The organism is Sphingomonas sp. Root710 (genome assembly GCF_001429065.1).
Classification (GTDB): Bacteria; Pseudomonadota; Alphaproteobacteria; order Sphingomonadales; family Sphingomonadaceae; genus Rhizorhabdus.
In genome coordinates this window covers 1-25,248 of the sequence record NZ_LMIB01000001.1, presented here as the reverse complement: position 1 = coordinate 25,248, position 25,248 = coordinate 1, and the positions used below count along the sequence as shown (strand labels likewise).

Here is a 25,248-nt window from a genome sequence, read left to right as displayed (position 1 = left end):
AGCCACCTTGCCTACCATTCAGCGGCTCTTCGCTTCGGTCTTTGGCCCGGAGCCTTTTGTCACGCCGGTCGCCAAACAAAAAAAGGGGCGTGTCCGGGAAGGACACGCCCCTCGGGAAATCACCTAAAGGAGGGTGATCAGAAGCGTACACCCAGCGTCGCGCCATAGGTGCGCGGTTCGCGGGCCGAGGCGAAGGAGAAGAGCCCCGCCACCGTGAAGGCCGCGGTGGTGCCGCGATCGTCGAGCAGGTTGCGCCCGAACACGGTGAAATAGGCTTCGGTATTCGCCAGGGTGAAGTTGGCGGTGAGGCTGGCGTCGAGCAGGTTCTGCGTGTCCGTGCGGACGCGCGGATCGTTGCGGCTGACGATGACCGGACCGGTGTTGAAGTTGCCGGTCAGCCCGACCGCCGAGATCTGCTGATCATAGGGGCTGATATGGCGAAGGTTGGTCGACGCCACCACGCTGCCGAAACCGGTCGGCATCTTATATTCGGCACCGAGCGATCCGCTGAACTTTGGCGAGTAGATCGGACGGTTGCGCGAATAGTCGAACGGTACCAGCACGCCGGTCGGCGAGATGTTGCCGGCCAGGAAGGTCTTGAAGTTCGCGTCGAGCAGACCGAGCGTTCCGGTGAGGCGCAGCCCCTCGGTCGGCCGGACCGTCATGTCGACTTCGATGCCCTTGATCGTAGCGCGGCCGACATTCGACGTGATCGTCTGGTTGCCGGTCGGCCCGCCAGGGATCGTCGTGTTCTGCTGCAGATCCTTGTACTTCGACAAGAAGGCGGCGAAGTTGAACTGCACCACGCGGTCGAACAGGTCGAGCTTGGTGCCGACTTCGTAGCTGTCGACCGTCTCCGGGCCGAACGGCGTGCTCGCCGTCGCCGCGGTGGCCGCGCGGGGGCTGAAGCCGCCCGAACGATAGCCGCGCGACCAGCTCGCATAGAGCATCGTGTCGTCATTCGGCCGGAAGTCGACGCCGATCTTGGGCGTGAACTTCTTGAAGCTGCCGCTGCCCGAACCGACGAGGCCGGTGGTGGCGAAGCTGTTCGAGAGCTTCTTATGGTCGTGCGTAAAGCGCCCGCCGAACGACAGGCGCCAGCGGTCGGCGAAGGCCCAGTTGAAGTCACCGAACGCCGCATAGGACTCGACATTGCCGCGGACCGTCTGGGCGTTGGTGTCGAACACGCGCGGGTCGATCGTCGGATTGAGGCCGAAGACGCGGGTCCACTGGGTCAGGCTGTACCGTGAATTGAAGTAAAAGCCGCCGACAACATAGTCGAAGCGATCGCCGATATCGCCCGAGAAGCGGAGCTCCTGGCTCCACTGCCGGTAACGCTGCCCGCGATAGACATAGTAGAGATCGGTCGACGAGCCGTCGAAATCCTGGGTCTGCGCCTCGCGCGACTTGCGCCATCCGGTGATCGAAGTGACCTTTACCGCACCGAGATCATAGTTGAGCTCGAGGGTGGCTGCCGGCGCGCTGTAGCGGCTGGTCGCCGGGCTGCCGAACACGGTGTAGAGGTCGCCGCGGGTGTTGCGATTGCACTCGTTGGCCGGTTCGAAGCCGCAGAACAGTTCGCCCGTCTGGGTGATGTTCGAATTGACGACGTCGAACTTCTGCTTCTGCTTTTCGACGGTCAGCAGCGCGCTGAAATCGCTTTCCGCGGGCTTCAGCAGCACGGAGACGCCGAAATTGTCGTTGTTGACGCCGCCGGCGCGCTTGCCGGTGATGCCGTGGCGGTGGAACCCGTCGGACTCATTGTGGAAGAAGAAGCCCTTGACGCCGAAGGTCTCGCCATTGCCGGCGTTGACAACGGCGCGCGTCGACCATGTGTTGTATTTACCATAGGAGATTTCGGCCTTGCCGCCGAATTCCATGGTCGGCCGGGTGCGGGTGATGTTGATAACGCCACCGATCGTGTTGCGCCCGAACAGCGTGCCTTGCGGACCGCGCAGCACCTCGATCTGTTCGATGTCGAAGAAATCGAGCAGCTGGCCCGTGTTGGTGCCGATGAAAACGCCGTCGATGACGACGCCGACGGTCGGTTCCTGGGACTTTTCGATGTCCGCATAGGTCAGGCCGCGGATCGACAGGTTGGCGGCCTGCGCGCCCGAGTTCTGCTGGGTGATCAGCAGGTTCGGTGCGGCACCCTGAAGATCGCCGATCGTCGTAGAGGCCTTGTTCTCCAGCATCGCCGCGTTGATCGCGGTGATGGCGACCGGTGTTTCCTGAAGCGTTTCCGAACGGCGGCGGGCCGACACGATGATGTCGTTGCCGTCGGTCGTCGCGGCGGCTTCATCGGCTGCCGCGGGCGCAGTAACTTGCGCGAAGGCGGGCATGATCAGCCCGCTCAAAGAAGTCGTAAAAAAAGCAGCCGACATGGCTCGACGCATGGCAGTTCGCCGCATCTTATCCTCCCCATGTATAGGGCATCGCATCTGTGTCGATCCCTCGCAAATCACTCTATACTTTCGGGATAGGAACCATACTGCGACTTTTCACAGGTGCTTTGATTAGGTGCCGCCGCGAGCATGGGATGATTTTGGAGAGGACCATGACAATGAATCGCCGGTACCTGCTCATGCGCCGCCCGCACGGGAACCCCGTGCCCGAAGATTTCAGCCTCGTGGAGGAGCCCGTCCCCGCCCCGCCAGCCGGGGGCTTCGTGGTCCGCAACCATTATGCGTCGCTCGATCCGGCCCAGCGCGGCTGGATGGACGATGCGCCGAGCTACATGCCACCGATCCCGCTCGGCGGTCCGGTGCGCGCGACGACGGTCGGTCAGGTCCATGCTTCGGACAACCCCGATTTCAAGCCCGGCGACTGGGTGCTGGGCATGAACGGGCTGGAGGATTATTCCCCGGTCATGCCCGGCGGCTTCACCGCGCATATCGACATCGCGCTGGCGGATTCGCCGTCGAAATTCCTCTCGGCGATGGGTGCCGTTGGCCTGACCGGCTATTTCGGTTTGCTCGAGGCCGGCAAGCCCAAAGCGGGCGAGACGCTGCTCGTCTCCGGCGCGGCCGGCGCGGTCGGATCGGTGGTCGGCCAGATCGGAAAGATCGTCGGCTGCCGGGTGATCGGCATCGCGGGCGGCGCCGGCAAATGCCGCCGGCTCATCGATGATTACGGCTTCGATGTCGCAATCGATTATAAGGGGAAGACGGTCGAGCAGCTCGCCGGCGAGATCCGCGCCGCCGCCCCCGGCGGTGTCGACATCATCTTCGAAAATGTCGGCGGCGACGTAATGGACGCCGAACTTCTCAATCTCGCCAAGCGCGCGCGCATCGTGCTGTGCGGCCTCATCAGCGAATATAATGCGCCGCAGAAGCTAGGCATCCGCAATCTGTGGCAGGTGCTGGTCCAGGAAGCGACGATCATCGGCTTTCTCGTCATGGACTATGTGCCCCGCTTCGCCGAAGGCGGCGCACAGATCGCCCGCTGGATGGCTGAAGGCAAGCTGCGGATCGACGAGGACGTGCAGGTCGGGCTGGAGAACGCCTATGACGCCTTCATGCGTCTGTTCGCCGGCGCGAACACCGGCAAGCTGGTGCTGAAGATCGCCTGACGGACGCCGTTCGAAAGCCCGCGATCAGATCGGCTTGAGCGCGTCGTTCGGATGGATTTCGATCAGCTCGAACACATTGCCGAACCAGTCGCGGCAATAGGTGGCTGAATAGCCGCTCTTGTTGCCGTCGGCGTCGATTGCGATCGTATTCAGATCGGGCGGTGCATGGAAGGATATGCCCTCGGCAGACAGCCGCTCATAGGTCGCCTGGATGTCGTCTACCTGCAGCGCGAAATGGGTATAGCCGAAATTGTGAACGCCACGCTGCGGGTCTTGCGGCGCAGACCGCGGGGCATGATATTCGAACACCTCGATCTGGACGTTGCCGAGCCGGCAGATGAATTGATCGGCAATACTGTCTTCGAGCCCGATCACCGAGTCGATGAAGGGGTTGTCGCGCCAGCTCAGCGGCGCGACCTCCTCCACCCCGCCGAGCAGGTCGATATAGAAACGCCGCGCCTTGGCAAGGTCGGGTACCGACACTGCAATATGGTGGACGCCCCGGATGCCGCCGATCGCCATTGGCCGGGTCAGAACTGGACGCGCTTGGTGTAGCCACCGTCGACCACGACATTGGTGCCGGTTGTATAGGACGAGGCGGGGCTCGCGAGAAACACGATCGTCTTCGCCACCTCCTCCGGCCCGCCCCAGCGGCCGAGCGCGAACTGCGCCTCGGTGGCATCGTACAGTTCGGGCATCGCGCCCTTGATCGCTTCCCAATTGCCGCCCGGAAAGGCGATCGGGCCCGGCGAGACCGAATTGACGCGGATGCCCTTCGGCCCGAGCGCCTGGCCGAGCTGCTTGGCGTAGACCAGCAGCGCGCCCTTGATGGCGTTATAGGCCTGCGGCACGATGAAGGTCTCGAGGGCCGCGGTGCTCGACATGAACAGGATCGACGCGGCGTCCGACTTCTCCAGATAGGGCTGGAGCGTCTCGCAGCCGATCACGCTGCCCTTCACATCGGCATTGAAGCAGATGTCCCAGTCGCCGGTCGCGCCCGAGCCCGACGAACTGGCACCCGGAATGAAGATATCGCAGCCGCCCAGCCGGTCCGCCGCGGAGGTCAGCCATGCGGGATAGGCGGCGAGATCGGTCATGTCGAAGGCTTCGCCGATCACCTTGCCGCCATGCCTCGACAGCGATTCCACCGTCGCCGCAACCTGATCGGCGTTGCGCGAGAAGAAGGCGACGTCACAGCCCTCCGCCGCGAAGATTTCCAGCGCCGCGCGCCCGATGCCGCGGCTACCGCCGGTCAGGATGACCTTCTTGCCCTTGAGCCCGAGATCCATCGTCATTCCTCTCCAACTTTTTGCCGCCATAGTTTCGCGCGCGGGCCGGGGCAGCGGCCACTCGTCTTTTGAACAGGATTGGCGACGCGCCGGCGGTGCTAGCCAGATGCCGGGACGAGGAGAGTATCATGGCGCGTCTAGCGAACAAGAAGGCCGTCATCCTGGGCGCGAGCAGCCCCGACAATATGGGCCAGCACATCGCCCGCCGCTTCATGGCCGAAGGCGCGTCGGTGCTGGCTGCCGGCCGCAAAGCCGAAGTGCTGGCTGATTTCGCCGCTGAAACCGGCTGCGCCTGGGCGACATGCGACCTGACCGACCCCGCGAGTATCGATGCGCTTGCCGACACCGCCGCGACCGAATTGGGCGGCATAGACATAGCCCTCAACGCCACTGGCTGGGGACTGCTCAAGCCGTTTCTCGAAACGACCCGCGAGGAGATCGAGGCGATCACCGCGCTCCAGTTCATCGGCCCGTTCCAATTCTATCAGGCGATGATCCGCAAGATGGGCACCGAGCATGGCGGCCGCGGCGGATCGATCATCCAGATCAGCTCGGCGACCGCCACGATAATGCTCAACGATCACGCCGCCTATATGGGCACCAAGGCGGGCACCAATCACGTCATCCGCTGCATCGCCCATGAATTCGGCCGGGAAGGCATCAGGGCGAACTCGATCTCGCCCGGGCTGACCGAAACCCCGATGACGTCCGACGCGATGGCCGTTCCCGGACTGAACGAGGCCTTTCTCGCCGGTTATCCGCTCGGCCGGATCGGCACCCCCGCCGACATCGCCGCCGCCGCCGTTTTCCTGGCAAGCGACGAATGCTTCATGACGGGCGAGGACCTGCAGGTGAATGGCGGCCTGACGCTGCGCCGCAATCCCACCAATGACGAGATAGCCGCCAGCATCGCCCGCGCCGCCGCATAAGGTCGGTCAGATCACGGTCGCGTCCGCGCGCTGCTTTGCCTCCTCGCGGAGCTGGTCCTTGCGGACCTTGCCCGAGGCGGTGCGCGGGAAATCGTCGACGAACAGAAACAGCTCGGGAATCTTCTGCCTGGCGAGCCCGCTCGCGGCGACATGTGCGGCCAGCGCCTCGGCGGTCGGCGGCAGCCCATTCGCGATGATGAAGGCGCATACGCCCTCGCCCAGCCGCTCGTGCGGCATGGCAACGACGCTCGCCTCGCGCACCGCGTCATGGGCGTGGAGGACGTCCTCGATCTCCTTGGCGCTGATGTTCTCGCCGCCGCGGATGATCAGGTCCTTCTTGCGGCCGGTGATCGTGATGGCGCCATCGGGCGAAACCACGCCGAGATCGCCGGTGCGGAAATAGCCGTCGGGCGTGATCGCTTCGCGCGTCTGGGCCTCATCGGCATAGCCGAGCAGCATGGCCGGGCCCCGCGCCAATATCTCGCCCTCCTGCCCGGCGGGCAGATCGCGGTCCTCGGCATCGACGATGCGCACGTCATAGTCGACGACCTTGCCGTCGGTGGTCGCGGCGAGCGCGGGATCGTGCGGCCAGCCGAAGGAGACGAGCGGCACTTCGGACGCCCCGAACACGCGGAACGGCTGGCACCGGGCGAAGGCCGCACTCGCCGCCGGGATGAGGTCGGCGGGCACCGCCGCGCCGCCGCAGGCAAAGAAACGGAAGGATGGCAGCCTCGTTCCAGCCGCCCGCGCGGCGTCGGCCAGCTCGACGAGGAACGGAGTAGCGGCGACGGTGCCGATCAGCTGATGGCGATCGATCAGCGTCAATGCGGTGTTCGCGTCCCAGCTTTCCATCAGCACGGTGCGCGTACCCCACACGAGCGGCATCTCCAGCCCGTTGGCATAGCCCGACACATGGGTGACCGGTGACGGCATCAGCGTTGCCTCGGCATGGCCGATCCCCCAAAATTCGGCGCTCCTGCGCAGGATATGCTGGAGGGTGACATGGCTGTGCAGCACGCCCTTGGGGCGGCCCGTCGTGCCCGACGTATAGAGCACCATCTTGACCCCGAGCGGATCGACCCGGGGCCGTGTAAACGCTACTCTGCGGCCCTCCGCGACCAGCGCGGCATAATCGTCATCGCCCTGCCCTCGCACCGTGAAGACATGGGCGAGATCGGGGAGCGCCGGGCGGATGCGGCCGGCCATCGCCGCGAAGTCGTAGTTGCGGAAGCTGGCCGCGACGAAGAGGGCCCGCGCGCGGCAATCGGCGAGCATCAGCGAGACTTCATGATCGCGGTAGATCGGCACGATCGGGTTGACGACCAGCCCAGACAAGGCTGCGGCCAGATTGATCACCGCCGCCTCCCGCCAGTTCGGCACCTGGAAGGCAATGACGTCGCCCGGACGGAGCCCGCGAGCACATAGCGCCACCGACAGCGCCTCGGCATCGGCGAGCAGTTGCTCGCGTGTCATCGTCACGTCGCCGTCTACGACGGCGACGAAGCCGGGATCGGCATAGGTCAGCTCGATAGCCTGATCGGCGATGGTGCGTTCGTCCCACACGCCGCTATTCACGAACGCGTGCTGATGCGAAGCGGGGATTCTCAGCCAGGACCAGGGCGGATCGCGTCTGTCGTTCATCGCGAGAGGGTGCCGTGAGCGAGCCGCCCGGCCAATTGGTCAAAAGGCGAGGAACCTGTCACCTGTCGCAGCTTGCCGCCTCCCCGCCGCTTTGCTCAAATCCGGGCACAATATCTCGGGAGATGGGCCTTGGACCGCGTGCAAAATATCGGCGATGTCGCCGAAACCATGCTCGACTATGTCGAGAACAACAAGACCTACCTTACCGAGAAGACGCTCGCCGTTCCGACGCGCAGCTATACCGATACCGACCAGTGGCGCGCGGAAATGGAGCTGGTGTTCATGCGTGTCCCGCTGATGCTCGCCTTCACCGCCGAGCTGCCCAACCCAGGCGACTACAAGGCGATGGACGCGGTTGGAAAGCCGGTGCTGATCAATCGCGACAAGTCGGGCATTGTGCGCGCCTTCCTCAACGTCTGCTCGCACCGCGGCGCGCCCGTCGCGGCCGAAGGCCATGGCAATTGCCCGCGCTTCACCTGCAAATATCATGGCTGGACCTTCGGGCAGGACGGCAAGCTTCTGGCGGTCGCCGAAGCGAGCAAGTTCGGCGAGGTGAACAAGGCCGAGCGCGGGCTGCGCGAGCTGCCCTGCGAGGAACGGGCGGGCATGATCTTCGTCTGCCTCACCCCGAATGCCCCGATCGATCTCGACGATTTCTTCCGCGGCTATCTGGCCGACTTCGAAGCGCTCGAGTTCGACAAATGGTCGTTCCTAGGCTCGCGCGTGATCGAAGGGGCGAACTGGAAGATCGCGTTCGACGGCTATCTCGAAGGCTATCATTTTGCATCGCTGCACCCGCAGACGATCTTTCCGCGTACCCCGTCCAACTGTACCCATTATGAAGGCTTCGGCCCCAATATCCGCATCGGCTTCCCGCAGCGGCGCATCGCCGAAGCGCTCAGGGACGTGCCGCGCGAGCAGTGGGGAACGCAGGAGAATAACGGCTTCGACTTCGTGCGGATCTTCTTCCCGAACGTGTCGGTCTTCATCGCACCCGAGATAACGCAGGTCGCTCAGCTGTTTCCCGGGCCGACGCCCGATCGCAACCGTACCGTCCTCAACTATCTCCGCCGCGACGCGCCGAAGGACGACGCCGACCGCGAAAGTCTCGAGGCGATGATCAACTTCTTCCGCGATGTGACCTATCAGGAGGATTATGTGATCGGGCTGGAGATCCAGAAGGGTCTGGAAACCGCCGCGCATGACGATCTCGTCTTCGGGCGCAACGAGCGCGGCAATCAATATTTCCACGAATGGCTGAACTGGTATCTGCAGGACGATCCGGATCTTCCTGAACCGACGATGTGAGGCGCGGCGATGAATCCGATCTCGCTGGCGTCGGGCGTGGTGCCGGAATTCGGCCCTGTCGCCACCATTCAGGCTGCGCAGACCGGCGGCTTTGATGCCGTGGGGCTATGGATCGAAAATCGCGACTGGAACGGCGCGCTTCTGCGCGACGCCCGCGCCGCGCTGGCCGACAGCGGGCTGCCGCTGCTCGACGTCGAGGTGATCTGGCTCAAGCCGGACAACGCGATGGACGATCATCGCCGCACGCTCGATATCGGCATCGAGCTGGGTGCCGCCAACGTCCTGTGCGTTTCGTCCGATCCCGACCATGGTGCGACGGCGGCGCGGCTGGCCGAGCTCTGCCGTCATGTCGAGGGCAGCGGGATGCGCGTCGCGCTTGAGTTCGGCATCTTCACCGAGGTCAAGGATCTGGCCTCCGCCTTGGCCATACTCGATCGCGTCGGCCATCCGAACCGCGCCCTGCTGCTCGACCCGATCCATATCGACCGCTCCGGCAGCACTTTGGCGGGCTTGGCGGACATCGATCCCGGCCTGCTGCCATATGCGCAGATCTGCGATGCCCCTGCGGCGCGGCCCGACCCGGCCGATTTCGAAGCCGTCATCATCGACGCGATCGACCTGCGCGAGCAATGCGGCGACGGCGCGCTGCCGCTTCGCACCTTCCATGCCGCGCTGCCGCCGGGCACACCGCTCAGCGTCGAACTACGCTCGAAGAAGCTCCGCGATGCTTATCCCGATGCCGGCGCGCGGGCGCGGGAGGTTGCCGAGGCCACCCGCCGCTGGCTCGGATCGCTTTAGGCGCGACCGATAGCCGCCTCACCAGGCGTGCGGTCGGCCGTCCCAATTGTAGAAATCGCCCGACTGTTCGAGCATCCAGCCCTCGGCGAGTTTGCGGATGCCGCTCGCGCTCTGCTCCGCGGTGATGTCGGCGCCGGCGCCGCCCATGTCGGTCTGTACCCAGCCCGGATGGACGAGCCCGATCACGATCCCGCGCTCCTTCAGGTCGATCGCGACCGAGCGCATCAGCCGGCCCAGCGCGGCCTTGGTCGCGGCATAGGCATAGTGCCCGCCATAGGGCCAGGTCGACGCGCCAAGCTGGCTGGAGAAATTGATCACCCGGGCTCCCCTGCCGAGCTGGGGCAGGAACGCCTGCAGCACCCGCATCGGGCCTTTGACGTTGACGTTCACGGTCTCGTCGAAAGCGTCCCAGTCGGCGCTTTCCAGTTCCGGGCCGGCGACGCCCGAGACGCCTGCGACATTGTAGAGAATGTCGATCGGCGCGCCGCCGGTAGACGCCGCACCCGACCTGATCGATTCGCCATCGGAAACATCCATGCGGTGAACCGTCAGCTTGCCGTCACTATCCGCCGCCATCCGCTCGAGCGATCCCGGATCGCGGACCAGCGCGAAGACGCGGTCGCCCGCCGCCAGATGCTGCCGGGTCAATTCCAGTCCGATGCCGCGGCCAGCGCCGGTTATCGCGATATTCGCCATGTCCTCATCCTTCTCTCATGATCTTCGCGCCGTTCAGGGCGCGTCGTGCAGCCGCCGATTGACCTCACGCACGAGCCGGCGAACCCGCTCGACACGTTCCTCGCCAAAGGCCGGGCGCTGGAGCAGCAGCCCGAGATGCGCCGCGATGGTGAAATCATTGGCGATCTGCATCGCCTCCCAATCGCGTTCCCATTGCGGGAAAAAGCGCATCATCTCCTGCCGCCATAGCGCGTCATACCGCGCCAGTGCCGGCTCCAGAAGCTGGGCCAGCTCGGGATCGGTCCGCGCCGCGACGGTCAGTTCCAGATAGGCGGCATATTCGCGTGTCTCGACGCTCCGCCAATGGAGGTCGCTTCCGATCTCGATCAGCCCGTCTTCGCCATGCTCGGCCACCGCGCGGGCATATCCGTCGAGGAAATCGGCGAGGCGCTTGTGGAAGACATGGTCGACCAGCCCGGCGACCAGCTCCAGCCGCGTCGCGAAATGATGGTGCATCGCGCCACGCGACACCCCGGCGCGCTCGGCCACGAGGCTGGCCGACAGGCCGCCATAGCCGCGCTCGACCAGGCAATCGATGCCCGCGTCGAGCATCGCCAGCCGCGTGCGCGCGCTCTTCTGCTGCTGCCAGCGGATCGGGACGTCTTGCTTCCCGTTCCAGCCGGGCGCGCGGATCGCGGTGGCATTCTTCATATCGTCGCTTCGCCGAAAATGGGGGCCGGACTCGCCTGTCGCGAGCCGCATCCATCGTCCGGTAGGCAAGGGCACTTCCGAAACTAGTGATTGCGACAGGTGCGAAAGACATGCCCAATCCATAAAACCGGCGCAACCGCCTGTTTTCATGAACGGGCCGAAAAATCGGGGAGAGGACCCGCACAATGACCGCCGAGCCGATGCTGTCGCGCTATTCCGCCGAATATGATCTGCCGGTGCGCGGCGACCCGATAACCGCCGAGCGCTATACCAGCGCCGAATGGATGAAGGCCGAGGACGACCATCTGTGGCCGCGGGTCTGGCATCTGGGCGGCGTCCTTGCCGATCTCGAAGAAGAAGGCGACCTCATCCGCCACAATTTCGGACGCGAGTCGGTCATCATGGTCCGGCAGGCCGACGGATCGATCAAGGCGTTCTACAACAGCTGCCCGCATCGCGGTAACCGGCTGGTGCTCGGCGATGTCGGCAGCACCCCGCGCATCACCTGCGGCTATCATGGCTGGCAATTCGATCTCGACGGCACGCTCGCCAGGGTTCAGGATCCGGACGATTTTCCGGGCGGCAATCCGTGCGGGAAGGTCCACCTGACCGAACTACGCTGCGAAAGTTTCGGCCCCTTCGTCTTCTGGTGCATGGACCCCGACGCGAAGCCGCTGCTCGAATGGCTCGATCCTTTCCCCGCCCGGCTCGCCGGCTATGGCCTCGACAACTGGGTGCGGGTGCTGAACCTGTCGGCGGACTGCGACTTCAACTGGAAGATCATCCGCGACAATTTCAACGAGAGCTATCACCTCCCGACGATCCACCCCGAATTGTCGACCTTCATCAACGATGGCCTGTCGGACACATTGTTCGAGATGTATCCGAGCGGCCATAATTCGATGTGGATGAAGGGCCATCAGGCCACGACCCGCGCCGATCATGTCAGCGGCGAGGTTCCCGCCCCGCTCGATGAGATCGCCGCCGCCTGGGGCATCGATCCGGCCGACTATAAGGGCCGGACCGCAGACATCCGCCAGGCCGTGATCGACGCCAAGCGCCGGCTGGGCGCGGAGCGCGGCTATGCCAACTATGCCGACATGACCGACCAGCAGCTGGTCGACTATTTCCACTGCACGCTGTTCCCCAACCTCACGATCACGATGTCGCCCGAGCAGTGCCAGATCCTGCGCACCGAGCCGCATCCGACCGATCCCGCCAAATGCGTGTTCCAGCATTGGGTGCTGGTGCCGCCGATCAAGGGCATGAAGGAGGTCATGACGCCGGTCGGCCCGGTGCCGTTGCGTCATGCCGAGCACCGCCACTCGGTCTACGGCGACGGCGTCTCGCTCGGTTTCGTCGCCGATCAGGATCTTTCGATCGGAACCAGCCAGCAGCAGGGCCTCAATTCGCGCGGCTTCAAGGGATGCATCCTCACCTATCAAGAGAAACGCATCCAGCGTTTCCACGAATTGCTCGACGACTATGTGAAGGGCCGGATCTGAACCCGCCATAACCCAGCCGCGGGCTAGCAATTTGGGAGGATGGCATGGCGCATTGCCCCGTCGAGGACAGGATGGCGATCGAGGATCTGATCGTCGCTTATGCGGCGGCGGTCGACAGCATGTCCGATCTCGACGGGATTTGTGCGATCTTCACCGGGGACGCCGAATTCGATCTCTCGGGTATCGGCATGACCAAGGTCGTCGGCCATGCCGCCATTCGCAGCTTCTATGAGGCTGTTTTCGCGGCCAACAGCCACCACGCCCATTATCTGAGCAACTTCGCCGTCAGCGGCTATGACGGCGATAGCGCGGTGGTGCGCTGCTACGTGCAAGGCATGGCGCAGGCGAAGGACGGCGGATCGCTGACCGTCCATGGCCGCTATCATTTCGCGGTCGTGCGGACGGCCGCCGGCTGGAAAGCCACTCGATATCATATGGATTTTCTCATGCCGCTGCCGGCCGTGCTGGCCGATGCGCGCGGCGAGCCATGACATAAGCGCAGGAGAGGATGATGAGCCCGAACGATATCACTCGCCGCCAGATTTTGGCAAGAGGCGGCGTAGCGGCTCTGGCTGCGACCGTCGCGGCGCCGGCAAGGGCGGCGGAAAACGCGGCCGATAGCTGGGATCATGAGTGCGACGTGCTGTGCGTCGGCAGCGGAGCAGCAGCCGGCACCGCCGCGGTGATCGCCGCATCCGAAGGCGCACGGGTGATCGTCGTCGAGAAGATGCCGATCCTCGGCGGGACCACGGCGAAATCTGGCGGGGTGGCCTGGATCTTCAATCATTTCGCGCTCCGCGCCCGCGGTGTCGACGACAGGAAGGAAGACGCGCTGCGCTATGCGGTGCGCTACGGCTTTTCGCGCGAATATAATCCCTCGAGCCCGACCCTCGGCCTCGACCAGACCCGCTATGGCGTGATCGAAGCCTTTTACGACAATGGGTCGAAGGCGATCGACCGGCTGCGCGAGCTCGACGTCGCGCAGTTCAAGGAATTCCGGATGTTCCACGTCGATCGTCCGGCACCCGACTATGCCGACCACCTGCCCGAGAACAAGGTGCCGGCGGGCCGTGCGCTGGAGCCCGCTGTCGGCTCCGGATCGGCCGAGGGCGGTGGCAGCCTCGCGAACCAGCTCGCCGCCTATCTGCGCAAGGCCAATGTGCCTATCATGACGTCGACCCGGGTCACCCGGATCGTGAAGGACGGCGACGGCCGGGTCGTCGGTGTCGAGGCGGTCCAGAAGGGCAAGACGATCCGCATCCGCGCGACGCGGGGCGTGATCTTCGGCACCGGCGGCTATTCGCACAATGTCGAGCTTTGCAATCTCCACCAGCCGTCGGTCTATGGCAGCTGCTCGCTGCCCGGATCGACCGGCGACTTCATCCCGCTCGCGCAGGCCGCCGGGGCCAAGATGGGCTCACTCGGCCTCGCCTGGCGCAGCCAGGTCGTGCTCGGCGAGGCCCTGAAGAGCCGTGGCGTGGGCTGGGGCGCCTTCGTCCTGCCGGGGGATTCGATGATCCTGGTCAACAAATATGGCAAGCGCGTCGTCAACGAGAAGCGCGACTATAACGACCGGACCCAGGCGCATTTCCACTATGACGCCGCGCATGAGGAATATGCCAACCATCTGCTGTTTATGCTGTTCGACGAGCGGTCGATCGACGCTTTCGGCGGCGCATTTCCTTTCCCCGCCAATAAGGGTGAACAGCCCCATTTGCTGGAAGGCGCGACCTGGGACGCGCTGTTCGCGAAGATCGATGCCCAGCTCGAAGGCTGGGCTGGAAGAACCGGCGGCGTCCGGCTCTCGCCCGACTTCGCCGCGACGGCCAAGGCGACCGTGGCGCGCTTCAACGCCTATGCGAAGAAGGGCGTGGATCCCGATTTCGGGCGCGGGCAATATCGCTACGACCGCGACTGGCACCTGCTCTTTTCCACGCGCCGCAAGGGCACGTCCTGGCCCGAAAATCCCTATCCCAAGCCGGTGATGCACCCCTTCACCGCCAAGGGCCCCTATTATGCGCTCGTCCTCGCGCCCGGCACGCTCGACACCGCAGGCGGGCCGCAGATCAACGCCAATGCCCAAATATTGGGTGCCGACGGCGTTCCCATCCCGGGGCTCTACGGCGCCGGGAACTGCATCTCCGCACCGACCGGCCAGGCCTATCTCGGGGCCGGTGGAACGATCGGCCCGGCGCTGACCTTCGGCTATATCGCTGCCCGGCACGCGCTGCGCGCATGATCGGCCGGATCATATCGTGCGCCACGGCGGCGCTGCTCGCGCTGAGCCCGAACGCTCGTGCCAACGGCGCATCGGCGCCCGCCGCGCCCTCGCCCTTTCAGGCGAAGATCGTCCCGCTGTTCGAAAGCAAATGCGCCATCTGCCATATGACCGGCGAGGAAGCGGGCGGTATGTCGCTGGTAGCCGACAATATCGTCAGCAGCGTGGTCGGTGTGGCGGCTGCCGGTGCACCGGGCCAGATCCGCGTCGTGCCGGGTACGCCGGACAAAAGCTACCTGCTGATGAAGCTGGAAGGCACCCACCTCCAACATGGCGGCGAAGGCGCGCAGATGCCCTTCGGCTCCCCGCCATTGTCAGCGGGCGAGATCGCCGCGATCCGCCAGTGGATCGCCGACGGTGCCAAACCCTGAACCATTATCCCGGCGTGATGGAGCGCGTCTTTACGCCGATCTGCCCCAGCCACGGCTGGACAGCGCCGACGATCAACGCGCTGTCATCATCGGGCGGATATGCGTCGGCGATCCGCCGTCATGACCTGGCTCCATAAGTGAAGGCGCAGCTGCCGATACCGCCAATGTGGATCCGCACATGATCCCCTTGTGCCAGCGTGACCATCGGTCCAAGCGCGCCTGACAGCAGGACGTCGCCCGCCCGCAGCGGTTCGCCGAGTTTCGCCAGCATCCGGGCAATCCAATGCACCGAATTATAGGGGTGGCCGAGGCACGCTGCGCCGGAACCCACCGACGCGACCGCCCCGTTGATTTCCGTCACCATGCCGCAGCTGTAAAGATCGAGTTCCGCGTGCGGAAGGAGCGTGGTTCCAAGCACGAAAAAGGCCGAAGACCCATTGTCCGCGACCGTATCTGCGAAGGTGATCTGCCAGTCCGCGATGCGGCTATCGACGATCTCGATAGCGGGAACCGCCTTGTCGATGGCGGCGATGACCGTCTCCAGCGATGCGTCGGGATCGTCGAGATCCCGGCCGATGGTGAACGCGATTTCCGCCTCGGCCTTGGGGTGGATGACCTGCGCCGGATCGAGCACGCCGCCGTCGGGAATTTCCATGTCCGCAAACAGCACGCCGAAATCGGGCTGGTCGACACCGAGCTGCCGGCGGACTGATTCGGCGGTCAGTCCGATCTTGCGGCCGACCAGCCTGCGTCCGGAAGACTGCCAGTAGCGGGTGTTTATGGCCTGTACAGCGTAGGCGCCTTCGGCATCGAGAGGGTCGAGGAAATCCCGCAAGGGCGCGATCGGGGGGCCGCGATACGCATCGCGCAGCATCTGTGCCACGAGGTCAAGGTTTGTGCTCATAGGAAGCCACTATGCAACAGAGCGCGGTCAGGGCAATCTCGCCTTGCTAAAACTTCCCATGATGTGGGATAAACTGGCATGGTTCGTGGCCGGACATCGCCGCCCTTATCCGTCGACAAGTCGCTGGCCCTGCTCGTCCATGTGCTCGAGGGCCACTTTGCATCGATGTCGGCGCTGGCGTCGGCTGCGGGACTGCCTCGCTCGACCGCGCATCGGCTTTTGACAGGCCTCCAACATGCGGGCTTCATCGTCCCGGTCAGCCGCGGCCGTTATATCGGCGGCCCGACATTGCGGCGGCTGGCTCGCCCCGAAAACGACACAAACCGGATTCTCGCGCAGATTGCCGCCCCGATCCTGGCCAAGCTGTCGCGTCGCACCGGTCGCGTCTGCCATCTGGGCGTGCTGGAAGATGGCATGATGACCTACCTGATCAAGGAAGGCGATGCCCAGGATCATACCTTGTCGCGTCAAGGCACGCAGTTCGAGGCCTATTGCACCGGCCTGGGAAAAGCACTGCTTGCCCACATGCCCGAGGCCCGGCGCCATGATTATCTTTCCTCAGGGACCTTCGTCCCACTCACCCCCGCCACGCTAACGAAGCCTGAGGCGCTCGCCGCCGAGTTCGAGCGCATCCGGCGAGACGGTTACGCGCTGGACGAACAGGAAATGGTCCAGGGCCTGGTGTGCATAGCCGTGCCGATCCAGCTGGGTCGCCGCGTGATCGCGGCGATCTCGCTGGTCGTGACGCGCGAAGGCGGCCTCGTGCGTCCCACGGCCTATCTCGCCCGGATACGTGCGGCGGCAACAGCGATAGAAGATAAGCTGCAGCCCTTTTCCGATATGCTGCAGGACAAGCGGGAGACTGCGAGCCCCCTCTAGCAGCTGCGCCAAATCATCAGCCGTTGGCTAGCCCGGGTGGGTTCACCGCGGCGGGACGGTCAGGCCGGGATCATCATGAAGCCGGCGATCACCGCCCGCCGCGCGCACCGACGAGCTTTGCGCGGCGGAAAGGTCGAGCAGCCCGCTCGGCGGTCGCCGGATCCGCCAGCGCGCCCATCAGGAACATGTCGGTGGGATTGATCGGCGCGGCGCACATCTCGACGATCAACTCGTCGGCATCGGGCTCCGGCATAATGAACATGATACCCCCGTTCCCTTCAGACGCCGGCGAAGACGGGTTCGCGCTTCTCGACGAACGCCGCTGCGGCTTCGCGATGATCGGCGGTGCTCATGCAGCGCACATGATGCGTGGCCTCCAGGTCCATGCATTCCCGCGCATCGCCGATCAGCGCGCGATTGAGATTTTCCTTCATGTAGCGATAGGCGACGCTCGGTCCCGCGGCCAGCCGCGCCGCGATGGCCGACGCGCGTTCAGCCAGCAGATCCGGCGCGCACTGCCAGTTCGCTAGCCCGAGCTCGACCGCACGGTCGGACGATATCGCGTCCGACAGGAACATCAGCTCGCGCGACCGGGCGGTACCGATCAGCAGCGTCATGAAATAGGCGATGCCGAAATCGCCGGGCAACCCGACGCGGCTGAAGGCGGTGCTCAGAACCGATGCGGACGACATGATCCGCACATCGCAGGCGAAGGCGAGCGAAAGGCCCGCGCCCGCCGCCGGCCCGTTGATCACCGCCAGGGTGGGCTTGGGCATGTCGAACAGCTTGCCCGCCGTGCCGCGCTGCGCCAGCCGCTGACGCAGCATATGATCGTCGGGCCTGTCGCCGGGGTGGTCGGGATGCGCTGGATCGATCATCGCCTTCACATCGCCGCCTGCGCAAAAGGCCTTGCCCGCCCCTGTCAGCACGACGCATCTAATGCCCGGATCGGTCTCTGCCTGCGCAAGCTGCCTCGCCATCGCCTCCATCATTTCCAGCGTCATGGCGTTGCGGGCTTCGGGGCGGTTCAGCGTCAGCGTCAGGATGCCGTCCGACAGCCGCGCCAACAGCTGCGATGTTCCGGTATCGATGTCGTGGCCTGGCATGGTTGGGTCCCATCTTCGAAAGACATGGATCGGCGGCGCGACGGCGCCGGCGTTTTGACGGACAAAGTCCGGTGGCGACGGCCCCGGCCGGCCGCCTGCTCGTCAGCCCTCCAGCTGCGCCTTCAGCTTGTGCTTCAGAACCTTGCCCGCCGCGTTGCGCGGCAATTCGGTGACGAGGACGATCTTCTCGGGAAATTTCTGCTTCGAAACCCTGTGGCTTTCGAGGAAGGAGACCATCTCGTCGAAGTCGAGCGAAGCGCCTTCGCGTGGCACGATGAACGCGCAGGGCGTCTCTCCCAGCCGCGGATGCGGCATGGCGACCACCGCCGCCTCCAGCACTGCCGGATGGCGATGAAGGACGTCCTCGATCTCCTTGGGCGCGATATTCTCGCCGCCGCGGATGATGATGTCCTTCATCCGCCCGGTGACCGTGATGTAGCTCTGGTGCGAGAGGAAACCGAGATCACCGGTGTGAAAGAAGCCCTCCGCGTCGAAGGACTCGCGGGTGGCTTCGGGGCTGGCATAGCCGATCATCACCTCCGGTCCCCGCGTGACGATTTCGCCCTCGCAGCCCTCGGACAATATCTCGCCGCTGCCCGGGGCGATGATACGCACCTCATGGTTGAGGATCGCGCCGTCGGTCGTGGCGCCCAGCTCGGCCGGATCGCCCGCCGCCACACCCGCGCTGACGGTCGGCGCTTCGGTGGCCCCATAAGCGCGCGACGTCAGGCAGTTGGGCAGAACGATCCGCGCCCGCTCGACCGTGTCGGGCGCCACAGGCGCGCCGCCGCAGCCAAAATAGGTGAGCGACGGAAGCTGCGCCTGGCGGCGTTCCAGCTCGGCCACCAGCTCGGCCAGGAAGGGGGTCGCTGCCGCCGTGAAGGTGGCGCCGTGGCGCGCTATGAGGTCGACCGCCTCCGCCGCGTTCCAGCGATCCATCAGCACCGTCGTCATGCCGCGGGTGAACAGCAGCTCCATGCCGTAGAGATAGCCGGCGATATGGGTCACCGGCGACGGCATGAAGACGATGTCCGCCGCCGTCAGCGAACGATAAGCGGCGAATGCGTCGATCTCCGCGCCCAGCGTATTGTGGCTGTGCAGGACGCCCTTCGGTACGCCGGTGGTGCCCGAGGTGTAGAGCACGAGCTTTATGGCGTTCGGATCGACCGCGGGAAAGCCGCTGTCGCCGTTGCCGCCGGGAACGCACCAATGTTCGAACGACGGATATCCGGGCCGCTCCGCCCGCACGAGAACGACATGCTCGAGATGGGGTAGCCCGGCACGCAGCCGTTCGACCATGTCGATATAGCTGATGCTGCGCAGCGCATCGGGGATGAAGAGGACGCGGGTGCGGGCGTCGTTGAGGATGAAGCCCACTTCGGCGTCGCGATAGATGGGGACGATCGGGTTGACGATGAGTCCGGTCAACGCCGCAGCGATGTTGATGATCACCGCCTCATGCCAGTTCGGCAGCTGGAAGCTGACGACCTCGCCGGGTTTGAGACCATGACCGACGAACGTCCGCGCCAGCGCCGCCGCCGCATCGAACAACTGGCCGAATGTCAGCGCGCTCTCGCCGCCGATCACCGCCGCCGCATCCGGAGCGCGGTGCGCCCAATCACGGGCACGGTCGGCTATGGTGAGGCCACGCCATTGCCCCGATGCGGTGTAACGCACAACCATCTCGTCGGTCAGGCGGGTGCGCCAGCCGCTGATATCCTGGCCGATTCCGGCCGATAGGGTCGAGGAGACGGGGGTCATCGAATGCAGTCCTCTCAGCGCACGCCGGCCATGTCCAGATCGTCGGACACCCCGGCGGCGAACAGCCGGAGATGATCGCGGCGGCGACCATAGATCTGCTCGTTCACCATCACGCGCTTCAAACATTGTCCGGCGACATGCTCGTCGGCCATGCCGATGCCGCCATGCATCTGGATCATCTCATGCGCCACTTTGCGCGCGCTCGCGTCGATGATCGCCTTCGCGGCATGGACATGGTGCGCGAAAATCGCACTTCCGACTGGCCCCGCATGCACCGCAGCGCTGATGACCGCGCGGGCTTCGGCGACGTACACATACATGTCGACGGCGCGATGCTGCAGCACCTGATTGGTACCGATCGGTCGGCCGAACTGGACCCGGGTCTTGAGATATTCGACCGTCACCTGAAGCGCCCTGTCCATCACGCCCAGCGAATCCGCCGCGGTAGCGAGCGCGCCTATTGCCAGAGCGTCATCGAGCGCCACGGAGGCATCGGCACTGCCGTCGCCCAGCCGCTCGGAGGCGACGCCGGTCAGCGTGATCCGCGCCGCGCCGCGTCCGTCCGCCAGCGGATAGCGGGCGATTTCGACCCCCGCCGACGCGGAATCCACGAGATGCACCTGCACCCCGCCCACGCCATCGGTCGCGCGGACCAGGATCGCATCGGCGATGTCTGCGCCTGCAACGAAAGGCAGCATACCGTTGAGCAGGCCCTGCCCGTCGATCGTTATCGGAGTAGCGGCGTCCGGCAGCCAGGCCGGGGGCTCCAGCGCCGTGGCGAGGCGCAGCGAGCCGCCCAGCAATTCAGGGAAATGATTCGATTGCTGCGCGTCACTGCCCAACGCGCCCAGCAGATAGGCACCGACGAAAGCGGTGTCGGAAAGCGGTTCGTTCATGAACATTGCCCCGGCCGCCTCGGCCAGCACCGCGATCGACGACATCCGCAGGCCCAGCCCGTCGCGATCCTCCGGCGTCGCCACGCTGAACCAGCCCATTTCGGCAAGCGACGCCCAGGCGTCGGCCGAGAAGCGGCGTGCCGCGGCGCCAAGGCGGTAGCGCTCTTCGAAACCATATTCGCTGACGGCGAACTTGCGCGCGACATCGTCGAGCGCGGCGTCGATTTCGTCTTCTATCATCGGCGACGTCATAGTCCGAGCTCAGCCTTGCTAATGATGTTTCGCTGGATTTCGTTGGAACCGCCGAAGATCGTCTTCGCCCGGCCATGGAGATATTCGCAGGTGATCCCCGGCGATGCGGCCGGACCGACCGGCGATTGGCCTTCCGGGCCCATGGCGCGTTCAGGATCATAGGCCGCCGCGCCCGGGCCGATCACCTCCACGGCGAGCTCCGCTATCGCCTGCTGCAATTCGGTCGCCCGGATCTTGATCATCGATCCCTCGCTGGGCGTCGGATGCCCGCGCAGCGCCGCCTCTATGCAGATCATCCGCAATCCATGCAGGCGCAGTTCCAGCTCGTCGAGCTGGTCGCGTACGTCCGCCTCATTGTCCGAACGCCATGCCTGGCCGCTGTCGAACAGATCGCGAAGGCGGAGGAGATGCCGTTTGGACATGCCCGTGTCGGCGACGACGAGGCGCTCCTCGCCGAGCAGGAACTTGCCGTACGACCAGCCCTGCCCCTCCGCGCCCACCAGATTTTCGACCGGGACCTCGACATTGTCGAGAAACACTTCGTTGCAATGATGATGGCCGTCGATGGTAATGACCGGGCGGACGGTGATGCCCGGAGTCTTCATGTCGATCAGTAGGAAGGAAATGCCCTCCTGCTTGCGCTCGCCATCGCCGGTGCGGACCAGCGCGAACATCCAGTCTGCCCAATGCGCGTTGGACGTCCACAGTTTCTGTCCGTTGACGATATATTTGTCGCCGACGCGGACCGCCCGGGTCTTCAGCGCTGCGAGGTCGGATCCCGCAGCGGGCTCCGAATAGCCCTGGGTCCACCAGTGCTCGCCGCTCAGGATCGGCGGCAGGAAGCGGCGCTTCTGCGCCTCATCGCCGAAATGGATGATGACGGGCGCGACATAGTTGATGGCCTGCGGGATGAGCCATGGCGCGCCGCGCAACTGCGACTCCTCCTCGAAAACGAAACGCTCCAGCGGGCTCCAGTCGCACCCGCCATATTCGGACGGCCAGTGGCCGGCGACCCACCCGCGCGTGCCCAAGGCTTTCACCTGGGCCCTGAAATCCTCAGCTTCGAGAAGCTGACCGTCGGCGACCTTGCGCTTGACCGATTCCGGGAAGTCGTTTTCGCAAAAGTCACGCAACTCCCTGCGGAAGCTCTCCGCGCGGTCGAGCAGCGCTTGCCTGTCGGTTGATTGTTCGCTCATCGTCGCTTCTCTTTATCGGGCGCCTTCAATGACGCAGTTCTACGGGCCGGCCCCATATACGGCTAGTGATATGGACCGTATTTCAGCTATGCCTCTCAGCGCATGACATGATGGCAGGCGGATAAAAGAACGGGGCCCGGAGAAGATGTCTCCGGGCCCCTTATTCGGCCAGCATTCGCGAGCAGGACGTCAGGACGCCGCCATGTTCATGAAGGCGTCGAGCTCGCGCGCGATATCGTCGACCGGCTGGAAGATCAGCTCGGTGACGCCGCGCGACTCATATTCCGCCAGCTTATCCTTCCACGCGCTGCGATCCATGGTGTTGCCGTACAGGCCCAACACCTCCGGCGTCAGGAAAGGCCGGTCGATCTCGTTGACCAGCGCGGCATGGCCGTCATGGACGTGCATATGGCGGCGTTCGGCGGGGATCGCCTCATAAGCGGCCTTCCAGGCCTTGCCGTTCGGCAGCGTCTCGGGGTCTTCGAACTCGAGCAGCATGTGCATCGCGACCGCCGCCATCGGCCCGCCGGCGCGCAGAGCGTGATCGGAGCTGAGCGGCTCGCCGTCGTCGAGGACAGTGCCGCTCATGATCGTCGCATTCCATTCGAACTCGGGTTCGGAATTGGTGACGGTGATGACGCCCTTGGCATATTTCTTGGCGGCGGCGATGCCCTTGGGGCCCTGGATGGCGAGCAGGAACGGCACGTCGATCGGCCGGGGCGGCGCCCAGGGTTCGTAGTGCATCATCTTCATGATCGCGCCTTCCCAGGTGGTTTCCTCGCCGCGCAGCAGCGCCTGGAGCACTTCCAGATATTCGCCGACATAGCTCCAGGTCAGCGGACGCTGGCCCATGGTGATGCGACCGGTAAAACCCGATCCCACCGCGATGACGACGCGGTCCTGGCCCGCGATCGAAGCCAGCGTGGCTATGGCCGACGCCGTCACCATCGGATGCCGCAGCGACGGCACCATCACGCCCGGACCGAGGCCGATCTTCGACGTGCGTTCGGCGGCGCGGCACAGCTGCACCCACACATCGGCATACATCGCCGGCGAGTCATAGAAGAAGGCGTGCTTGTAGCCGAGCTGGTCGGCGATCGCGGCATGTTCGTGGCTCTTCAGCGACGAGTTAAATCCGCAGGAAATGGTCAGTGACATCGCATTCGCCTCTCAGCTTCAGGTTATTCTCGGGAGTCCTCAGCTGCCGCTCGGCAGCGTGAGGCGGTACAGGGAAAGGGCCGTGTCGTGGAACATGAGCCGGCGTTCGGCCTCGGAAAACGGCGCGGTTATGCGCTTCGCGGTGTTCCAGAAGGTGCCGTAGGTGAACAGCGGCGCATCGACCGGAAAATCGCTTTCCATCACGCAGCGCTCGGGCGTGAAGGTCTCGATCGCGAACATCACCTCTGGCCGCCAATAGTCCGCCAGATATTCGGACGAGCGCGGCTCCGCCCAGACGTCGGGATGGATGGCCGGGGCGAGGCCCAGTCCGCCGATCTTGAAGAAAACATTGTCGAGTTCGGCAAGACGGGAGAGCCCCGCGCGCCACTCGGCAAGGACTTCGGGCCGCTTCTCCGCATAGGGACCTACCGCCAGCGGGCAGCCCATATGGTCGAGCACGAACCGCATATTAGGTTGCCGCGCGGCGAGCTGCCGGAAGTCGTCGAGCTGATGATGATAGACCCAGGCTTCGAAGATGAGATCCCGTCGGGCGAGCTCCGCCATCGCATCGGCAGCCGCATCGGTGAGGAGAATGCCGGGAATGATCTGGTACTTGCCGGGTGGAAAGGCGAAATTATCGTCCCATGCGGCCCGGTTTCGGATGCCCTTGAAGGTCTCCCCGCCCACTTCCTGATGCGCATCGAGAACCTCGCCGATCCGGGCGCCGAGCCGCAGATCGGCATGGGCGATGATCCCCGCCAGTTCGCCGCGATCGGGCCGGCGTTGCTTCGCTACCCATTCGGTCTCGCCGACCGGCGCAAGATGCTCGGGCACGTCGGTCCAATATTCGGCCGAACATTCGGCGAAGACCGTGGCGACGATATTATGTCCGCCGGTCGTGTCGCGGATCAGGTCCTCGAGCAGATAGGGCGGATAGGGCGCCGCCGGAATCGCGCTGTCGAACCAGATATGATGGTGCGTATCGATGATGGGAAGGTCGGGCTCGAGGGCCGCTTCCTGGAGCGTCGCTAACTGCATGACCTTAACTCTCCCGCATCCAACTGATCTTTCGCCCTATCGTCATCGTCCGGCGAAGACGGGCTGTCGTTTTTCGACGAAGGCGCGAATGGCTTCGGCGGCGTCTTCGGTGTCGCCGATCTGGAGGGTCATGTCCTGTTGAGCCGCCCGCCGATCAGCGGCAGCGCCGGGAATTGCGGACGATGGACGTCGAGTCATCGTCCGGCGAAGACGGGCTGTCGTTTTTCGACGAAGGCGCGAATGGCTTCGGCGGCGTCTTCGGTGTCGCCGATCTGGAGGGTCATGTCCTGTTCGTAGCGATAGCCGTCGCGCAAGCTCATATATTCGATGGTGTTGAGGGTGTGCTTGAAGAGCTGGGCGGCGAGCGGGCTCTTGGAGGCGATCTCGCGGGCGAGRCYCATGGCGGTGGGGATGAGGTCCTCGGGCGGGACGCAGGCTTCGACGATGCCGAGCCGGTAGAGTTCGGACGCCGGCACGCGGTAGCCGGTSAGCGCCATGCGCCGCAGGATCGAATGGCTGAACAGGCGCTGGGCATGGCGRCCGCCGCCCATCAGCCCGACATCGATCTCGGGCAGGCCGAGCGAGGCCTTTTCCGAGGCGACCAATATGTCGCAGGAGGCGGCGATGGTGAGGCCCGAGCCGAGTGCCGGGCCGTTGAGCGCSCCGATCACCGGCTTCCKGCACTCGACGATCGCATGGAAGCTCTCTCGCGCGCTGCGCAGATTGTCGCGGGTCACCGGGCCCTCGCGGTTGAGATCGGTGCCGGCGGAAAAGACCCGCCCCGCGCCCGTCAGCACCACCACCCGCACGCTGTCGTCGGTCGACAGCGCATCGAAGCAGGCCTTCACTTCCTCCTGGAAGGTGAAGTTCTGCGCGTTGACCGGCGGGCTGTCGAAGGTGACGAGCGCGATATGGTCCGCGATCTCCACGCGCATCTTGGTCAGCTCATACATCGACGCCGCTCTCCTCGACGCCGCTCTCC

General features: G+C 64.8%; 24 protein-coding genes. 9 read left to right on the top strand and 15 right to left on the bottom strand.

Annotated elements, in window-relative coordinates:
- Positions 1 to 137: 137 nt before the first annotated feature.
- Positions 138 to 2,357, bottom strand: coding sequence for a TonB-dependent receptor (locus tag ASE00_RS00115; protein ID WP_321163991.1), 2,220 nt, complete (start codon positions 2,355 to 2,357; stop codon positions 138 to 140).
- Positions 2,358 to 2,557: 200 nt separating this feature from the next.
- Here ASE00_RS00115 and ASE00_RS00110 point away from each other — a divergent pair, with 200 nt between their 5' ends.
- On the top strand, positions 2,558 to 3,571 hold the full coding sequence (locus tag ASE00_RS00110; protein ID WP_056376735.1) for an NADP-dependent oxidoreductase: 1,014 nt from the start codon (positions 2,558 to 2,560) through the stop codon (positions 3,569 to 3,571).
- 24 nt (positions 3,572 to 3,595) lie between these two features.
- Here the strand turns inward: ASE00_RS00110 and ASE00_RS00105 are convergent, their stop codons facing one another.
- A complete protein-coding gene (locus tag ASE00_RS00105; RefSeq protein WP_056376733.1) occupies positions 3,596 to 4,093 on the bottom strand; it encodes a VOC family protein in 498 nt (165 codons plus the stop codon).
- An 8-nt stretch (positions 4,094 to 4,101) separates the two neighbouring features.
- Entirely contained in the window at positions 4,102 to 4,866 is a 765-nt protein-coding gene (locus ASE00_RS00100) for an SDR family NAD(P)-dependent oxidoreductase (protein WP_235538473.1), read from the bottom strand.
- Positions 4,867 to 4,988: 122 nt separating this feature from the next.
- Here ASE00_RS00100 and ASE00_RS00095 point away from each other — a divergent pair, with 122 nt between their 5' ends.
- Positions 4,989 to 5,789 carry an SDR family NAD(P)-dependent oxidoreductase gene (locus tag ASE00_RS00095; protein WP_056376731.1) on the top strand — a complete coding sequence of 267 codons (801 nt, stop codon included), beginning with the start codon at positions 4,989 to 4,991 and terminating at the stop codon, positions 5,787 to 5,789.
- A gap of 6 nt (positions 5,790 to 5,795) precedes the next feature.
- Here the strand turns inward: ASE00_RS00095 and ASE00_RS00090 are convergent, their stop codons facing one another.
- Positions 5,796 to 7,430, bottom strand: coding sequence for an AMP-binding protein (locus ASE00_RS00090; RefSeq protein WP_056376729.1), 1,635 nt, complete (start codon positions 7,428 to 7,430; stop codon positions 5,796 to 5,798).
- Between the two features lie 129 nt (positions 7,431 to 7,559).
- On the opposite strand from ASE00_RS00090, the gene ASE00_RS00085 reads away from it, so the two are divergent.
- Both ASE00_RS00085 and ASE00_RS00080 read left to right on the top strand, forming a co-directional pair.
- The gene (locus ASE00_RS00085) at positions 7,560 to 8,738 is read left to right on the top strand and encodes an SRPBCC family protein (RefSeq protein WP_082594339.1); all 1,179 of its coding nucleotides are present in this window, start codon (positions 7,560 to 7,562) and stop codon (positions 8,736 to 8,738) included.
- Between the two features lie 9 nt (positions 8,739 to 8,747).
- A complete protein-coding gene (locus ASE00_RS00080; protein WP_056376726.1) occupies positions 8,748 to 9,536 on the top strand; it encodes a sugar phosphate isomerase/epimerase family protein in 789 nt (262 codons plus the stop codon).
- Positions 9,537 to 9,554: 18 nt separating this feature from the next.
- On the opposite strand, the gene ASE00_RS00075 is transcribed toward ASE00_RS00080, so the two are convergent.
- Together ASE00_RS00075 and ASE00_RS00070 are read right to left on the bottom strand one after the other, a co-directional pair.
- Complete coding sequence (locus tag ASE00_RS00075; RefSeq protein WP_056376725.1) at positions 9,555 to 10,232, bottom strand: SDR family oxidoreductase; 678 nt, start codon at positions 10,230 to 10,232, stop codon at positions 9,555 to 9,557.
- Between the two features lie 33 nt (positions 10,233 to 10,265).
- A complete protein-coding gene (locus ASE00_RS00070) occupies positions 10,266 to 10,922 on the bottom strand; it encodes a TetR/AcrR family transcriptional regulator (RefSeq protein ID WP_056379113.1) in 657 nt (218 codons plus the stop codon).
- A gap of 185 nt (positions 10,923 to 11,107) precedes the next feature.
- On the opposite strand from ASE00_RS00070, the gene ASE00_RS00065 reads away from it, so the two are divergent.
- From ASE00_RS00065 to ASE00_RS00050, 4 genes are read left to right on the top strand one after another with little or no spacing between them, the layout of a single operon-like run.
- The gene (locus ASE00_RS00065; protein ID WP_056376723.1) at positions 11,108 to 12,427 is read left to right on the top strand and encodes an aromatic ring-hydroxylating oxygenase subunit alpha; all 1,320 of its coding nucleotides are present in this window, start codon (positions 11,108 to 11,110) and stop codon (positions 12,425 to 12,427) included.
- Positions 12,428 to 12,471: 44 nt separating this feature from the next.
- On the top strand, positions 12,472 to 12,918 hold the full coding sequence (locus tag ASE00_RS00060) for a nuclear transport factor 2 family protein (RefSeq protein WP_056376721.1): 447 nt from the start codon (positions 12,472 to 12,474) through the stop codon (positions 12,916 to 12,918).
- 20 nt (positions 12,919 to 12,938) lie between these two features.
- On the top strand, positions 12,939 to 14,666 hold the full coding sequence (locus ASE00_RS00055; RefSeq protein ID WP_235538472.1) for an FAD-dependent oxidoreductase: 1,728 nt from the start codon (positions 12,939 to 12,941) through the stop codon (positions 14,664 to 14,666).
- On the top strand, positions 14,663 to 15,076 hold the full coding sequence (locus ASE00_RS00050) for a hypothetical protein (protein ID WP_056376718.1): 414 nt from the start codon (positions 14,663 to 14,665) through the stop codon (positions 15,074 to 15,076). Before ASE00_RS00055 ends, ASE00_RS00050 begins: the two co-directional genes overlap by 4 nt.
- 118 nt (positions 15,077 to 15,194) lie before the next feature.
- Here ASE00_RS00050 and ASE00_RS00045 read toward each other — a convergent pair whose 3' ends face one another.
- Complete coding sequence (locus ASE00_RS00045; protein WP_056376716.1) at positions 15,195 to 15,980, bottom strand: 2-keto-4-pentenoate hydratase; 786 nt, start codon at positions 15,978 to 15,980, stop codon at positions 15,195 to 15,197.
- Between the two features lie 78 nt (positions 15,981 to 16,058).
- Here ASE00_RS00045 and ASE00_RS00040 point away from each other — a divergent pair, with 78 nt between their 5' ends.
- Positions 16,059 to 16,859: an IclR family transcriptional regulator gene (locus ASE00_RS00040; RefSeq protein WP_056376714.1), complete on the top strand. Its 801-nt coding sequence runs from the start codon at positions 16,059 to 16,061 to the stop codon at positions 16,857 to 16,859.
- A gap of 88 nt (positions 16,860 to 16,947) precedes the next feature.
- On the opposite strand, the gene ASE00_RS23225 is transcribed toward ASE00_RS00040, so the two are convergent.
- From ASE00_RS23225 to ASE00_RS00005, 8 genes are all read right to left on the bottom strand, one after another.
- Entirely contained in the window at positions 16,948 to 17,121 is a 174-nt protein-coding gene (locus ASE00_RS23225; RefSeq protein ID WP_156405210.1) for a hypothetical protein, read from the bottom strand.
- A 16-nt stretch (positions 17,122 to 17,137) separates the two neighbouring features.
- A complete protein-coding gene (locus ASE00_RS00035) occupies positions 17,138 to 17,965 on the bottom strand; it encodes an enoyl-CoA hydratase (RefSeq protein ID WP_056376712.1) in 828 nt (275 codons plus the stop codon).
- 102 nt (positions 17,966 to 18,067) lie between these two features.
- Positions 18,068 to 19,726, bottom strand: coding sequence for an AMP-binding protein (locus ASE00_RS00030; RefSeq protein ID WP_235538470.1), 1,659 nt, complete (start codon positions 19,724 to 19,726; stop codon positions 18,068 to 18,070).
- Positions 19,727 to 19,740: 14 nt separating this feature from the next.
- Positions 19,741 to 20,862, bottom strand: coding sequence for an acyl-CoA dehydrogenase family protein (locus tag ASE00_RS00025; protein ID WP_162256373.1), 1,122 nt, complete (start codon positions 20,860 to 20,862; stop codon positions 19,741 to 19,743).
- Between the two features lie 8 nt (positions 20,863 to 20,870).
- A complete protein-coding gene (locus tag ASE00_RS00020; protein ID WP_082594337.1) occupies positions 20,871 to 22,070 on the bottom strand; it encodes an acyl-CoA dehydrogenase family protein in 1,200 nt (399 codons plus the stop codon).
- Positions 22,071 to 22,259: 189 nt separating this feature from the next.
- Positions 22,260 to 23,228, bottom strand: a complete 969-nt coding sequence (locus ASE00_RS00015; protein WP_056376708.1) for an LLM class flavin-dependent oxidoreductase — start codon at positions 23,226 to 23,228, stop codon at positions 22,260 to 22,262.
- Positions 23,229 to 23,267: 39 nt separating this feature from the next.
- The gene (locus ASE00_RS00010) at positions 23,268 to 24,266 is read right to left on the bottom strand and encodes an amidohydrolase family protein (RefSeq protein ID WP_056376706.1); all 999 of its coding nucleotides are present in this window, start codon (positions 24,264 to 24,266) and stop codon (positions 23,268 to 23,270) included.
- A 194-nt stretch (positions 24,267 to 24,460) separates the two neighbouring features.
- Positions 24,461 to 25,219, bottom strand: a complete 759-nt coding sequence (locus tag ASE00_RS00005) for an enoyl-CoA hydratase/isomerase family protein (protein ID WP_056376705.1) — start codon at positions 25,217 to 25,219, stop codon at positions 24,461 to 24,463.
- Between the last annotated feature and the right edge of the window lie 29 nt (positions 25,220 to 25,248).